This is a genomic window from Serratia sp. TSA_198.1, from assembly GCF_052686505.1.
This window is the reverse complement of sequence record NZ_JBQZFP010000001.1, coordinates 1400877-1415474: the sequence shown is the minus strand read 5'-3', so window position 1 is coordinate 1415474 and position 14598 is coordinate 1400877. Positions and strand designations below refer to the sequence as shown.

Annotated in this window: 11 protein-coding genes and 1 tRNA gene; 7 read left to right on the top strand and 5 right to left on the bottom strand. The window is 54.7% G+C overall.

Features of this window, described 5'->3' with window-relative positions; genetic code table 11:
* Positions 1–2 precede the first annotated feature (2 nt).
* Both ACUTSW_RS06800 and ACUTSW_RS06795 read right to left on the bottom strand, forming a co-directional pair.
* Entirely contained in the window at positions 3–1943 is a 1941-nt protein-coding gene (locus ACUTSW_RS06800; RefSeq protein WP_445584002.1) for a MacB family efflux pump subunit, read from the bottom strand.
* On the bottom strand, positions 1940–3124 hold the full coding sequence (locus tag ACUTSW_RS06795) for an efflux RND transporter periplasmic adaptor subunit (protein WP_063199237.1): 1185 nt from the start codon (positions 3122–3124) through the stop codon (positions 1940–1942). The genes ACUTSW_RS06800 and ACUTSW_RS06795 overlap by 4 nt, the downstream gene beginning before the upstream one ends.
* 247 nt (positions 3125–3371) lie before the next feature.
* On the opposite strand from ACUTSW_RS06795, the gene cho reads away from it, so the two are divergent.
* From cho to ACUTSW_RS06770, 5 genes are all read left to right on the top strand, one after another.
* A complete protein-coding gene (cho, locus tag ACUTSW_RS06790) occupies positions 3372–4223 on the top strand; it encodes an excinuclease Cho (RefSeq protein WP_445584001.1) in 852 nt (283 codons plus the stop codon).
* Positions 4224–4307: 84 nt separating this feature from the next.
* Positions 4308–4404, top strand: a tRNA-OTHER gene (locus ACUTSW_RS06785).
* Positions 4405–4579: 175 nt separating this feature from the next.
* Positions 4580–4879: a sigma-S stabilization anti-adapter protein IraP gene (locus ACUTSW_RS06780; protein WP_004942964.1), complete on the top strand. Its 300-nt coding sequence runs from the start codon at positions 4580–4582 to the stop codon at positions 4877–4879.
* A 125-nt stretch (positions 4880–5004) separates the two neighbouring features.
* Complete coding sequence (locus ACUTSW_RS06775; protein WP_006324632.1) at positions 5005–5508, top strand: YlaC family protein; 504 nt, start codon at positions 5005–5007, stop codon at positions 5506–5508.
* 69 nt (positions 5509–5577) lie between these two features.
* Entirely contained in the window at positions 5578–5709 is a 132-nt protein-coding gene (locus ACUTSW_RS06770) for a hypothetical protein (protein WP_004942970.1), read from the top strand.
* A 632-nt stretch (positions 5710–6341) separates the two neighbouring features.
* Here ACUTSW_RS06770 and ACUTSW_RS06765 read toward each other — a convergent pair.
* From ACUTSW_RS06765 to mdoC, 3 genes are all read right to left on the bottom strand, one after another.
* A complete protein-coding gene (locus ACUTSW_RS06765; RefSeq protein WP_013812406.1) occupies positions 6342–8063 on the bottom strand; it encodes a potassium/proton antiporter in 1722 nt (573 codons plus the stop codon).
* A gap of 285 nt (positions 8064–8348) precedes the next feature.
* A complete protein-coding gene (locus ACUTSW_RS06760; RefSeq protein WP_004942973.1) occupies positions 8349–8573 on the bottom strand; it encodes a hypothetical protein in 225 nt (74 codons plus the stop codon).
* Positions 8574–8887: 314 nt separating this feature from the next.
* Entirely contained in the window at positions 8888–10018 is a 1131-nt protein-coding gene (gene mdoC, locus ACUTSW_RS06755) for a glucans biosynthesis protein MdoC (RefSeq protein ID WP_063199234.1), read from the bottom strand.
* Positions 10019–10278: 260 nt separating this feature from the next.
* On the opposite strand from mdoC, the gene mdoG reads away from it, so the two are divergent.
* The gene (gene mdoG / locus ACUTSW_RS06750; RefSeq protein WP_445584000.1) at positions 10279–11847 is read left to right on the top strand and encodes a glucans biosynthesis protein MdoG; all 1569 of its coding nucleotides are present in this window, start codon (positions 10279–10281) and stop codon (positions 11845–11847) included.
* On the top strand, positions 11840–14401 hold the full coding sequence (gene mdoH / locus ACUTSW_RS06745) for a glucans biosynthesis glucosyltransferase MdoH (protein ID WP_445583999.1): 2562 nt from the start codon (positions 11840–11842) through the stop codon (positions 14399–14401). Before mdoG ends, mdoH begins: the two co-directional genes overlap by 8 nt.
* Positions 14402–14598: the final 197 nt, after the last annotated feature.

The following is a 14598-nucleotide window of genomic DNA, read 5'->3' as shown; positions in this document are numbered from 1 at the left end:
AGTTACTCGCTGGCCAGTGAAATGACCGGATCCATCCGCGCCGCTTTACGGGCTGGGAGATAACCGAAGATCATGCCGATTAGGGTGGAACAGCAAAAGGCCACTGCGGCGGCCTGCCAGGAATAGATGGCTGTGAGCATTCCGCCCGCCAGCGCGGTAAACAGCGAACCGGCGGCGAACGACAACGCAATGCCCAACACGCCGCCGATCAGGCAGACCAGCACGGCTTCGATCATAAATTGCTGCATGATGTCACTGCGCCTGGCGCCCACCGCCATGCGCACGCCAATTTCGTGCGTTCGCTCGGTGACGGAAACCAGCATGATGTTCATTACGCCGAGGCTGCCGATGATCAGGGAGATCGAAGCCACCATCAGGATCAACAGGCTCAGAGTCATCGAAGCATGCTCGATCGATTTACGAAACTTGTCGCGGTTGAACAGCATAAAGTCTTTAACGCCATGGCGTTGGGTCAGCAATTGGCTGATGGCGCCGACGGCGGCTTCGTTATCGACGTCATCCTTCAATCGCACGCCGATGCTGCTTAGCGTCGGCTTGCCCACCATGCGGTACATCACCGTGGTATAGGGCATCCACACGCTGATGCGGTTCGGTGCGGAATCCTGGTTGCTTTTGACTACGCCGACCACCCGGGCCGGCACTGCGCCGAGAAACACGATTTGGCCGAGCGGCGCTATGCCGAAATCGCCGAACAACGAGTTGCGAGCATTCTCGTCAATGATCACTTCCTGCAATGCGCTGCGATCGTCACGGAAAGTCGTGCCCTGTAATAATGTGAGGCCGTTAACGCGGAAATAGTCGCGCCCGACGCCGGTGATTGAGGCTGTCGCCGATTTGCTGCGAAAACGAATGGAGTCCGAGGCGCTGACTTCAGGGCTGACGCTGTCGACAAAGCTCTGGCTGGCCAGCGCATCGGCGTCTGCAGGCACCAGCGTGCGAATGCTGTCGATGGCGTCATCGAAGAAATCGCGGCCGGGATAAATGCTGACGACATTGGTGCCGAGACCTTTGATGTTGGCCAGCGTGCGCTGTTTGGCACCTTCGCCCAGTGCGACTACCGTTACTACCGCAGCGATGCCGAAAATGATGCCGGTCATGGTCAGGGCGGTGCGCAGACGGTGGGCATTCATCGCCTTCAGTGCCATTTGCAGCGATTCGCGGGTGCGATCGAGCAGGCTTTGCCAGTAGCCTTGTCTTACGCGGACGGCTGTTGGTTGAGCCATTGGCAGGGCGGGGGATTTGCAACCGCTGTCGGCGATGACCTCCCCGTCCTGCAGCTCAATGATGCGCTGTGCGTGTTGGGCCACCTTCATATCGTGGGTGACGATGACCACGGTATGGCCGCGCTGGTTAAGCTCGCTGAGGATTGCCAGCACCTCTTGCCCGGATTTGGAGTCCAGTGCGCCGGTCGGTTCATCTGCCAGAATAATTTCGCCGCCGTTGATTAAGGAGCGTGCGATGCTGACGCGTTGTTGCTGGCCGCCGGAGAGTTGGCCGGGTTTATGGTTTTCACGGCCTTCCAGCCCCAGGCGCGCCAGCAACTGCGCTGCTCGCAGGCGGCGTTGATTGCGCTTGTCGTTGGCGTAAATCGCCGGGATCTCGACATTGCCCAGCGCGCTGATGTCCGGCATTAAATGATAGCGTTGGAAGATAAAACCGATGTGTTCGCGGCGCAGCCTGGCCAGTTCGTCCGGTGACAAATGTGCGGCGTTCTGGCCGCCGATGTAATAGTCGCCCTGATCCGGCACGTCCAGACACCCCATGATGTTCATCAGCGTTGATTTGCCGGAGCCGGAGGCGCCTATGATGGCGACCAGTTCCCCCGCGGCGATCGTCAGATTGATGTTTTTGAGCACCGTCAGCGGTTGGGCGCTGTTGGTATAGGTGCGGCTTATGCCTTTCAGCTCAATAATGTTGTTCACAGTAAGATGCCATCCCCGCCCGAATTGGCGCTTTCCTGCATCAGCACGACGGTTTCACCGGCCTTCAACCCGGAAAGGATCTGGATATCGACGTTGTTGGTAATACCTGTCTTGACCTCGCGCATTTCCAACCGATCATTAGCGGTCAGCACTTGCACTTGCTGTTTTTTATCTTCGGTTTTACGCACTGCCTGAATGGGGACCAGCAGCGTGTTTTTCGCTTCACCGAGCAGCAGTGAAACCTGTGCGGTCATGGCGATGCGCAGCCGGTTATCCGGGTTGGGCACGTCCAGCAGCGCGTTGTAATACACCGAGGCATTCGACGTCCCGGAACCGGAGGCAGAACTGCTGCCGGAGAGCGAGTCGTCTTTCATCACCGATTCCGGCGCCAGTTCGACGGTGCGCAAAGTGGCGTCATAACGCTTTTCCGGATCGGAGAAAATAGTGAAATAGGCTTTTTGCCCCTGGGAAACGCGGGTAATGTCGGCCTCGGAGATCTGCGCTTTGATGGTCATCAGGTCCAGCCGTGCCAGTTTGACTATGGTCGGCGCGCTCTGGTTGGCGTTAACCGTCTGGCCTTGTTGGGTAATTACCGCAATCACGATGCCGTCCATCGGTGCCAGAATGCGGGTGTAACTCAGATCGACCTTTTTCTTATCCACTTCAATCTGCGCCTGCACGATACGCGCATTCAGGGCAATCAGTTCTGCGCGGGTGGTGGTGAGCGTAGCTTCGGCGGCTTCAAAATCCTCGAGTGAACTGGCCTCATCGTTCAGCATGCGCTTTTGGCGTTTAAAGCGGGATTCGGCCTGTTTCAGCAGCGCCTGTTTGGCCTGCAAATCTGCCTTGGCGACGTTCAGCGCCGCTTCAGCGTTGCGCAGGTCATTGCGCTGCGGCAGATCATCGATGTCGGCAATCGGCTGGCCCTGAGTGACCCTGTCGCCCAGTTTGACCTTCAGGGATTTGACCTGGCCTGAAACCTGTGCGCCGACGTTCACTCGTTCAACCGCGTCCATTTTGCCGGTTGCCAGTACGGCATTTTCTATATCGCCCACACGAACCGGCGCGGTGACGTGGTTTGCCTGTGGAGGGCGCTGCAGATAGCTCGTTAGAGCGATGAGTAAAACGACAAGCAGAGCGCCGGCCGCGACAAACGCCAAGCGGCGTGAGATTAATTTCATGAGGGGTTGCCTTAGTTTTCCCTAACAGCGGTAAAGCCGTGACTCCAAGAAGCGTCATGGTGACACTTTCAGCTTTAACTGACGATAAACACCTGAGGTGTTTGCGATACGTTATCGATAATAAATATTATTCTCATAAACTTCATCAAAGAAAAGTCATCATGGAGAGCATGCAATTTGAGCAAGCAAGCGTTATGCTGTATAAAAAACCAGTTATGTTGATAAACAAAGTTCGCGATTCGTTACTATGATGCCAAACCGACTCGAGCCGGAGCTCGACATTTATCAGTACCCGGAGCATCTGCGCACCAGCCTCGAGGTGTTGCCCAAGTCACCGGGTGTGTACCTGTTTCATGGCTTGAGCGACAGCATGCCGCTGTATATCGGCAAAAGCGTTAATATTCGCAGCCGGGTGATGGCGCATTTTCGCACACAGGATGAAGCCCGCCTGCTGCGGCAAACCCAGCGTATCAGCTTTCATGAAACGGCCGGTGAGCTGGGGGCTTTGCTGCTGGAGGCACAGTTGATCAAACAGCAACAGCCGCTGTTCAACAAACGCCTGCGCCGTTCGAAGCAGCTCTGTTCATTGCATCTGGATGGCGGCCAGGTGATCATTGCACATGCCAAAGACATTGATTTCGCCGCTACGCCTAATCTGCATGGGCTGTTTGCCAACCGAACTGCCGCGCTGGAAAAGTTGCGGATTATCGCCGATGAACAGCGCCTGTGTTACGGCAAGTTGGGTATTGATAAACTGCCCGCCGGGCGGGGGTGTTTCCGTTATAGCTTGCGAAAATGCGCCGGTGTCTGTTGCGGTGTCGAATCGGCTCTGCAACATGACCAACGGCTGGCGGCGGCGCTGCAACAGACGCGCATCAACACGTGGCCCTATGCCGGGCGAGTGGCTATGGAAGAGCAGGGGGCATTTTTGCGTCAGTACCATGTCATTCATAACTGGTTCTATTTGGGGAGCGTCGGCGCGCTGCAGCAGGCCGATTCGCTACAGCGAACCGCGAGCCATTTTGACAGCGATGGTTACAAGATCCTGTGCAAGCCGTTGATGAGTGGGCGTTACCCAATCATTGAGTTGGGTGGCTGAAGGGGTCAGATTTATCTGCAAAATCGCTCGCGCGCTTGATCCCATAGCATTGATATGGATAATGACGCCCCGAAGCGAAGGGATGCGCTATTAACTCAGTTGGCAGAGTGATTGGTTTTCTAATGGCTTGTTTTGGCTACAAAATTGATAGACGCGGGTTCGAGTCCTGCATAGCGCGCCAGCTTCCCTCTTTAAGATCCGTTATCGTAAAGCGCACCCGGGTTGATTTGCACTATCGGCTCCTTGTTGGGTTTTTCGGGTGTGCTTTACCGTAACCGGCTCTCCTTTCTGTGTTGCTATCGATCTTTGCTAGACTGTAATCAGGCAGGTTTGCTGCCCGGCAACAGGAGGTCGATATGTCTGAGTCCGATCAACTGCAGGAATTATTGCAACGTGTAGCTGCTCTGGAAGCCAGAGAGAAGTCGTTGACCGCTGCCTCCAACGCCTATCAGGCGATAATCACCACCTTGCTCGGCAGCCTGGATAAGCAGGAGCGCGACAAGATTATTGCGACGATCGACCAGGCGCATGAGATTGCCTACGCCCGCGCAATTCAGCGCTGTAATGAACCGCAGAAGCAAAAAATCAAACAAGCTGACGATATCGCTCAACGCATGTTCATGTTCGCACAAGGTAAAAATTCCCTGCAACGCTAGCGGTACAGGTATAACAGTTGCCGATTTTAAATTGCAGAACTGATCTACCTGGGCAAACTGTACTTGTGATAGTTTGAGGAATGATTATTGATAGCGTAATGCTCCCCAAGCATAAGGTTGTAAGTATGGACGCGATTAAAAGCATCTTGGTAAAAGAAATCGAGCGGATCAACCGGCAGGAAGGGCGCGACGGCAAGCTGCGTTTTAACAGCGAATTTGCCCGTGAGCACCGCTATCTGTGCCTTGCCATGTTCGCCGGCTATTTCGCCGTGATCGCCGTGATGTACCAGGTTCCTTACATGGGCTTCTTCTCATTTTTGGCTTTCACGGCCTTCGTTTTGTTCATGTTTGCCATGCTGATGATTGAAATCAAACCTGTGTATCGTTTTGAGGATATCGGCGTGCTGGACCTGCGCGTATGCTATAACGGCGAGTGGTATTTCACGCGTGCGCTGTCGCCGCAGTCGGTGAAGGCGTTGCTGGATGAGCCGTCGATCGGCACGACGCTGAAAACGCGCATGCAGGAAATTATCGCCAATAAAGGCGAAATCGATTTCTATGACGTCTACGATCTGGCGTATTCAAAGAAGCCACAGGGCGAACAGCCGCAGGTGGCGGTGCTTAACTGAAGGGTTTCCGCCTGTGCAGTTGTCGATTATACTCACTCTTCGAAGCCAGTTAAGCGTGAGGAGTTTGCGATGAGTGATGATATTTTCGATTTTGATATCGATGCCGAATTAGCGAAAGCGGAAGAAAAAGCCGCGCAGAAAGCAAAAGAGGTTCCTGAGATCCTTGAGGACGAAGCGGACTGCGAAGGGTGCAAAATCTGATCGCCATTGCCAACTAAAAAAACCGCTGCGGCGGTTTTTTTGTATCTGGAATAGGGTGAAACAGAAAAAAAAGCCCGTTTCAGGCGGGCCAACACTTAAGTAGTACGAGGGTATCATTTTTATTTCCATGTCCGTTCAGCATACGCGCTACGGCCGGGAAGAGATGTCGAAGCATTGTAACAAAAGATGGTTGTTGTGTTGCCTTGTTACCCACGCCAGCCGAACGATTAATCCAGCACAAAACCCCAAATCAACAACCCTGCCACGATAACCAGGCAGAGCGAAGAGACGGTAACCAGTATTTTTCCCAGAATATCTTTTTCTTGTTGCTGCTGTGTCACGTTAACGTTATCCAATTAAGATGCTATGGACCAAATCGGCGATGCCCAGATCCAGCGCGATGACCACCAGAGCCAGCAGCACCATGACAGATAAAAATCGAGTTTTGCTGTTCAAATCAATACCCATCACCGCTGCGCAGTGTTCCCAGAGTAAAGGTTAAAACGACGAGGCTAAAAGCCCCGATTTTGATAATTACAGAGTTTAAGAACCTTTCCGGGCTCATAAGTTCCGTCAGTATTATGGCGCCCGCTGCGGACGTCGCAGCGCAGCGAGCGGGTGCTGCGGGAGGATCAGTCAGTCACGATTTTTACGCCAATCTTGCTGATCAAGTTGCCGTCCATTTCGGCAATGGTCCAGGTCAGACCGTCCCATTCCACCTGATCGCCCACCACGGGGGCGCCGCCAATCAGTTGAAGGACGAACTGGCCGAGCGTTTGTTGTTCGTCTACGCCTTCCTGCAGGTTAAGACCGTATACCTGCGAGATATCGCTCAGGCGTGCGTCTGATTGCAGGATAAAGTCACCGAAGAAGCGCTCGTCCAGCGTGACCACCGGCGCCTGGCTGAACAGTTTACCCAGCACCGGCAGATCGTGTTCATGGCCGATTACGCACAGAATGTCATCTTCACGCAGCCTTGTGCTGCCGCTTGGGTGCAGCAGTTCCTTGCCCCGGAACAGGGCGGCGATACGAGTGCCGGGCGGCATTTTCAGCTCACGCAGCGCAGCGCCCACGCACCAGTTTTCCGACGAGAGTTGGTAAACAAACTGCTCCCATTGGTTTTCCGGATGCACGTCCAGCCCGACCCGCGAGATGGGCGCCAGCGCCGGCGGCACTATGACCTTGGCCTTTTTGGCGGCGAATGACAGCGTGGTACCTTGCAGCAGCAGCGAGACCAATACGACAAAGAAAGCCACATTGAAAAACAGCTGCGCATTCGGCAATCCCGCCATCATCGGGAAGACGGCCAGAATGACCGGTACCGCGCCGCGCAGGCCGACCCACGAGATAAAACTGCGTTCGCGCAGGGTAAAGCTGCGAAACGGCAACAGCCCGATAAAGACCGAAAGCGGCCGGGCGAACAAGATCATCCACAGCGACAGCAGCAGGGCAGGGATGGCGATGGGCAGCAACTCGTGCGGATTGAGCAGCAACCCCAGCACCAGGAACATGCCGATCTGGCTCAGCCAGGCCAGACCGTCGAAGGTTTGGACAATGCCGTGCCGGTTGCGGATTGGACGATTGCCCAGCATCAGGCCGCACAGGTATACCGCCAGGATACCGCTGCCGTCCAGCGCGGTGGTCAGGGAAAAAATCAAAATGCCGCCGCTCACGGCCAGCAGCGGGTACAGGCCTTCGGCCAATTTGATGTGATTGATCAACCCCAACAGCAACCAGCCGCCGCCAAGGCCAAAAATGATCCCCATGCCGAACTGCTGCAGAAGATGAAGGGGGAACATCCAGCTCAGCGTGGTTTCGCCGGCGGCGATCATCGCAATCAGAGTGATGGTGAGGAACACCGCCATCGGATCGTTGCTGCCGGATTCAATTTCCAGCGTAGCGCTGACGCGTTCGTTGAGCCCCTTACCGCCCAGCAGTGAAAATACCGCTGCGGCGTCGGTAGAGCCAATAATGGCGCCAATCAGCATGCCCTGAAGCAGATCAAGATCAAACAGCCAGGCGGCAGCCAGGCCGGTAAGTCCGGCGGTAATCACCACGCCGATGGTCGCGAGGGAAAGCGCCGGCCACAGCGCAACGCGGAAAGAACTGACGCGGGTACGCATCCCGCCATCCAGCAGGATCACCGCCAGCGCCAGGTTACTGACCAGATAGGCAACAGGATAATTGCTGAAAACGATGCCGCCTGGGCCATCGACCCCTGCCAGCATGCCAATCGCCAGGAAAATCACCAAAATGGGAATGCCCAGCCGCGAAGAGAATGAACTGAGAAGAATGCTTGCCCCCACCAACACGGCACCGATGATGAACAAGCTGTTGATCGTGCTGGCATCCAAAATAACGTTCTCCTGAGGCTGGGGGAAAGGCGTTGCGCGCGGGCGCAGATACCCGATGATGATAACGTGTTTAGTGGGTAAAACGCTAAAGCTGATTTGGCGTTTATTGCCATTTGGTGAGGATGAGTGGAGAAAGTGAGGGGAAGGCGATAAGTTCTTACTTTTATCTATAGTTATCAGAACACTGAATATTTACTTGGGTAATAATCGTCAGGCTGTCGCTGCAGGAAGGAAAAACCATTAAACCCCCGTCGGGAGGCTTAATGGTTTGTAGGCCAAAGGTCGTTAATGATCGAGTGATTGCAAGGCCCGTCGGATCAACTCAGCGGCCAGCTTTCGCTCAGACTCTGAAATGCCGTCAAGATTGAGGCTGGAAAGCTCGGTTACCAGAATGCTGCGATCCTTGCCGCTGATCGACGAGTCAAGTGCGGACAGCAACCGGCCAAGGATTTTCAGCAGGGTGGCGTTTTCTGGAATGGCTTCCTGAGCCGAAGTGTCTTTGTCAGTCATTAAAAATCCTCTCTGTCGTGACGGAAGGGAGATGCTGCAAACATTGTCGTACCAACGACAACGTCGTCCCTCAGGGTTCATTGAGCCCAATCACTACCGTAAGGCAGGGATGTGGATTTCCACTTATGCATTGCAGTTATAACAACTAGCGGCAATATGCTCCAGCATAACTTTGCCCTAACTTTGACCAGTGGGCTGAGCAATGTGTGCTCAGTATTAAATATGGGCGAAAAATCGAACTATATCCGTTGCAGGGGACAATGGTATGACAGGAGGCGCCCCGGCAAGCCAAACGCTGCCGGGAGGGAGAGGGGTTACTGGGGTTTTCCGGAGAACAGGAAGCGCAGCAGAGGGATGCGCTTGTGCAGTTCATATAAGGCAAAGGCGCAGGAGAAAACGAACACCATACCAATCAGGAAACCCAGAAGGTTATTGTTGATATACGGCGTCACAAAAGCGCCATATATCAAGGTCAGCGGATGATGCACCAGATATATAAACAACGACGCGTTGACCAGGTACGTGATTTTTGGCGAATGATAGTTCAGCAACCGGTGTCCGAATGAAAACACCACGTTCGCCATCAGGATGCCGAGCAGGGTTTTGATCACAATTTCCAGCTCAAACATATAGCTGCTGTGGGCCAGCAACTTCTGATTCAGCATGTAGGCAATCAACAACAGCAGTGAGCCGAGCACTGCCAATGGGGAGGGTTTGAGAAAAATCTCTTTCAGCCACACGTACTTAAACGCGTAAGCGCCGAGGATGAAGAACGGCAGGTAGAACATCGTCTCCATCACCACAAAATTGAACAGGCCATTGGAAAGCAATTGCGGCGCAAAAATTAAAATAATACGGTGCGCGGCCGAATAGCATAAAGCATATAAAAGAAAGAACAGTGAGATGTTTCCTAATCCAGTCATTTTATTTATCGGGTTAGGAGCGATGTTACTTTTTAACGTCTTAATTTTTTTGAACAGATAAAAACAGGCGGTGGTTAGCAAGGACAGAGTTAATAAAAACCACAGGTGGGAAACCAGTTCCCAGATTGTTACATTTATTTTCTGATAGATCGAAAAATCTTCCCAGCCGTTTAATTTATCCGTGAAGTATTTCAGCATGAAAAACTGCGGTACGGTTATTAAGGGAATCGAGCTCAGCAGGGGGATTGCCACCCGCTCCAGTCTGACCTTCAACCAATGGTGACGCTCGTAACGCTCGTAAAGCATGTAGGAGAAGTAGCCGGATATCACGAAGAACACTTGCATGCGGAAGGCATGGATGAAGTCGTTCAGCACCGTCAGCGAGAACGAGGGAGTCGCACTGTTCACCGCCCAGGCATGGCTGGAATAGATCAGTGAGAGGTGGAAAGGAACACCGAGCAACATCAAATAAGCCCGGATCGAATCGAGGAAAAACTCGCGTTGATTGTTGCCTTTAGTCATTAGGTTACCGCTAGTCATTTTGTCGAGTGGTCATTAACACGCTTAATAAGTCGGCAATGGTTAAATCGCAATCCCGAACCCTACTATACCGATTCACATTTTTCCATAGCGTCTTGCTGCACGGCTTGCTACGCTGGTGTTTCATCAGCTGCTTAAACAATGAGCCATAAACATGAACCATCCATTTATCATGTTGTCGGAAAGCTGAATAATCCATTAATATGGATTTAAATGATTTGAGCACACGAATAGGGGGGGATGTGCTAGTTAATATATTATCCAGTAAACCACGCGCCACGAGCGTTCGTTGGTTAGGTGCTACCGTATTGTTCACGCTGTTTACTTCGCAGGCATGGGCTTTTTCTATCGACGATGTGGCCAAGCAGGCGCAGGATCTGGCAGGAAAAGGCTTTGAGGCCCCGAAGAGCAACCTTCCTTCTCAATTCCGTGAAATGAAGTTCGCGGACTATCAGCAGATTCAGTTCAATCACGATAAAGCCTATTGGAGCAAGCTGAAAACCCCATTCAAACTTGAGTTTTATCATCAGGGGATGTACTTCGACACGCCGGTGAAAATCAATGAAGTCACTGCAACCAGCGTAAAACAGATCAAGTACAGCCCGGATTACTTCAACTTTGGTTCGGTGAAGCACGATCCGGATTCGGTAAAAAACCTCGGCTTTGCCGGTTTCAAGGTGATTTATCCGATCAATAGTGCGGATAAGAACGACGAAATTATGAGCCTGCTGGGCGCGAGCTACTTCCGCGTGGTGGGTAAAGGGCAGGTTTACGGGCTTTCCGCTCGTGGCCTGGCGATTGATACCGCCTTGCCGTCCGGTGAAGAGTTCCCGCGCTTCCGCGAATTCTGGGTTGAGCGTCCGAAGCAGGGCGACAAGCACCTGGTCGTTTACGCGCTGCTGGATTCACCGCGCGCCACCGGCGCTTATCGTTTTGTGGTCTATCCGGGCCGCGATACCACGGTGGATGTCGAGTCCAAAGTGTTCCTGCGCGACAAGGTCGGCAAACTGGGCATGGCACCGCTGACCAGCATGTACCTGTTCGGGCCAAGCCAGCCGTCGCCAACGCTGAACTACCGTCCGGCGCTGCATGATTCCAACGGTTTGTCGATCCATGCCGGCAACGGCGAGTGGATCTGGCGTCCGCTGAATAATCCGAAGCACCTGTCCGTCAGCACCTACCAGATCGAGAACCCGAAAGGTTTCGGTTTGCTGCAACGCGGCCGTAACTTCAAGGATTACGAAGATCTGGACGATCGTTACGACCTGCGTCCAAGCGCCTGGATCGAGCCGCGCGGCGACTGGGGCAAGGGCAAAGTGGAGCTGGTGGAAATCCCTACTGCGGATGAAACCAACGACAACATCGTTGCCTTCTGGACTCCGGACGTATTGCCGGATGCCAAAACCCCGCTGGCGCTGAGCTACCGTCTGCACTTCACCCGCGACGAAGACAAGCTGCATTCACAGGACATCGCCTACGTAAGCCAGACGATGCGTTCTACCGGTGACGTGAAGCAGTCCAACCTGATCCGCGAGCCTGACGGCAGCGTGGCATTCCTGGTTGATTTCGTTGGCCCGGTACTGAAAGGTCTGGACGGCGCTACGCCGGTCGCCTCTCAGGTGAGCATCGGCGACAACGGTGAAGTGGTAGAAAACAATGTCCGCTATAATCCAGTGACCAAAGGCTGGCGCCTGACGCTGCGTCTTAAAGTGAAAGACGACAAGAAGCCGGTAGAAATGCGCGCTGCGCTGGTCAATGGTGATAAGACCCTGTCGGAAACCTGGAGCTATCAGCTACCTGCCAATGAATAAGCTTACTCAACCTGCCCAGGATTATCTTGCGGCAATGCCTCTGACCGCTGAGCGGTCAGAGGCGCTTAAACCACAGCCGGCGGCAGATGACGGCCAGGCACTGGAGGCGCTGCATCGCAAGATGGGCGCCGCCGATGCCAACGTCAATAAGCTGTCGGCGGATGACGTGGCGCTGGCCTCGGTCAAAACGCGTATCGAAAGCGCGTGGCCGGATGCGGTCAGCGACGACGATTTCGACACTGACGCCGAAGGCCGTACCGTACTGAAGGCGATGCCTCCGATCAAACGTACCAGCATGTTCCCGGAAGCCTGGCGCACCAACCCGGTGGCGCGTTTTTGGGATTCGTTGCTGGGGCGCTCGCCGCACAATCGTCACGCTACCAAAGAGGAAGCCGAGGCGGAAAATCGCTGGCGCGTGGTCGGTTCGATGCGCCGCTATGTGCTGCTGGTGTTGATGCTGGTGCAAACCGGCATCGCCACCTGGTACATGAAAACCATTTTGCCGTATCAGGGCTGGGCGCTGATCGATCCGCTGGCCATGTTGGATCAGGATCTGATGCAATCGGTGCTGCAACTGCTGCCTTATGTCCTGCAAACCGGCATTCTGATCTTGTTCGCCATTCTTTTTTGCTGGGTATCGGCCGGGTTCTGGACCGCCTTGATGGGGTTCCTGCAACTGCTGATTGGCAAAGATAAGTACAGCATCTCTTCCACCATCAAGGGCGATGAGCCGATTAACTCGGCGCACCGCACCGCGTTGATCATGCCGATCTGTAACGAAGACGTCGAGCGCGTGTTCGCCGGCCTGCGTGCGACCTATGAGTCCGTCGCCGCTACCGGCCAACTGGAGCATTTCGATATCTACGTGCTGAGCGACAGCTACGATCCGGATATCTGCATGGCGGAACAGAAGGCATGGATGGAACTGTGCCGCGATGTTGACGGCCATGGCCGCATCTTCTACCGCCGCCGCCGCCGCCGCGTGAAACGCAAAAGCGGCAACATCGACGACTTCTGCCGTCGTTGGGGCGGCGAGTACAGCTACATGGTGATTCTGGACGCCGACAGCGTGATGAGCGGTGAGTGTCTCACCGGTCTGGTACGCTTGATGGAAGCCAATCCGAACGCCGGTATCATCCAGTCCGCGCCGAAGGCCTCGGGCATGGATACGCTGTATGCTCGCGTGCAGCAGTTTGCCACCCGGGTCTACGGGCCGCTGTTCACCGCAGGTCTGCATTTCTGGCAGTTGGGCGAGTCGCACTACTGGGGCCATAACGCGATTATCCGCGTGAAGCCGTTTATCGAACACTGTGCGCTGGCGCCGCTGCCGGGCGAAGGCTCTTTCGCCGGTTCCATCATGTCGCATGACTTCGTGGAAGCCGCGCTGATGCGCCGTGCCGGTTGGGGCGTGTGGATTGCCTATGACCTGCCGGGCAGCTATGAAGAATTGCCGCCGAACCTGCTGGATGAGCTGAAGCGCGACCGTCGCTGGTGTCACGGTAACCTGATGAACTTCCGCCTGTTCCTGGTCAAAGGCATGCACCCGGTGCACCGTGCGGTGTTCCTGACGGGCGTAATGTCTTATCTGTCGGCGCCGTTGTGGTTTATGTTCCTGGCGCTGTCGACCGCGTTGCAGGTGGTGCATACCCTGATGGAGCCGCAGTACTTCCTGCAGCCGCGTCAGCTGTTCCCGGTATGGCCGCAGTGGCGTCCAGAGCTGGCGATAGCGCTGTTCTCCACCACCCTGATACTGCTGTTCTTGCCTAAACTGCTCAGCATAGTGCTGATCTGGGCCAAAGGCGCCAAAGAATACGGTGGCGCTTTGCGCCTGCTGCTGTCGATGCTGATGGAAATGCTGTTCTCGGTGCTGCTGGCGCCGGTGCGCATGCTGTTCCACACGGTGTTCGTGGTCAGCGCTTTCCTGGGCTGGGAAGTGGTATGGAACTCTCCGCAGCGTGACGATGATGACACGCCATGGAGCGAAGCCTTCAAGCGTCACGGTTCACAGATGCTGTTGGGTCTGGTCTGGGCTGGTGGTATGGCTTGGCTGGATCTGCGTTTCCTGTGGTGGTTGTCGCCGATCGTCTTCTCGCTGATCCTGTCACCTATCGTGTCGGCGCTGTCGAGCCGCGCGACCTTGGGCATAAAAAGCAAGCGCGCCAAGCTGTTCCTGATCCCGGAAGAATACTCACCGCCGCGCGAATTGCTGGCGACGGAAGAGTATCTGCAGCTTAACCGTGAGCGCGCGCTGGCCAATGGCTTTATGCACGCCGTGGTTAACCCGTCATTCAACGCATTGGCAACGGCGTTGGCGACGGCGCGTCACCACCTGCGCGGGGCGATTGAGCGTAACCGTGAAGAGCGGGTGACGGAAGCGCTGCAACTGGGGCCGGAGAAACTGGTGAAGGGTAAACGTCTGGAGCTGCTGAGCGATCCCGTGGCGCTGTCGCGTCTGCATCAGCGCGTCTGGCTGCTGCCGGAAGGCAAAGCGTGGCGTGAATGCTATCAGCAGTTGCCGCATAACGAACAGGCTCATCCTGTCGGCCGGCGTTAGTCGCTGATCGGTTAACCCAAGCGGGGAATGCGCGTTGCGTGTTCCCCGTTTTTTTTGGTCTTTCGCTTACGCAATGCTGACAAACCGGCGGTGGGAAACTGTGCTAACATCCGCGCGGGGCGTTGTTTATTTTCAAAACAACCAGGTTCAAGAGTCAATTTGGTGAACTTTTCTTCTTTAATCCGCTTGGCGTTGCT

What these genes read in the sequence shown, in the direction of transcription:
- ACUTSW_RS06780 (WP_004942964.1), top strand. Translation starts at nt 4,580, where the DNA reads ATGTCTGAGTCCGATCAACTGCAGGAATTATTGCAACGTGTAGCTGCT.
- ACUTSW_RS06760 (WP_004942973.1), bottom strand. Translation starts at nt 8,573, where the DNA reads ATGACTGACAAAGACACTTCGGCTCAGGAAGCCATTCCAGAAAACGCC.
- mdoC (WP_063199234.1), bottom strand. Translation starts at nt 10,018, where the DNA reads ATGACTAAAGGCAACAATCAACGCGAGTTTTTCCTCGATTCGATCCGG.
- mdoH (WP_445583999.1), top strand. Translation starts at nt 11,840, where the DNA reads ATGAATAAGCTTACTCAACCTGCCCAGGATTATCTTGCGGCAATGCCT.
- ACUTSW_RS06775 (WP_006324632.1), top strand. Translation starts at nt 5,005, where the DNA reads ATGGACGCGATTAAAAGCATCTTGGTAAAAGAAATCGAGCGGATCAAC.
- ACUTSW_RS06795 (WP_063199237.1), bottom strand. Translation starts at nt 3,124, where the DNA reads ATGAAATTAATCTCACGCCGCTTGGCGTTTGTCGCGGCCGGCGCTCTG.
- cho (WP_445584001.1), top strand. Translation starts at nt 3,372, where the DNA reads ATGATGCCAAACCGACTCGAGCCGGAGCTCGACATTTATCAGTACCCG.
- ACUTSW_RS06770 (WP_004942970.1), top strand. Translation starts at nt 5,578, where the DNA reads ATGAGTGATGATATTTTCGATTTTGATATCGATGCCGAATTAGCGAAA.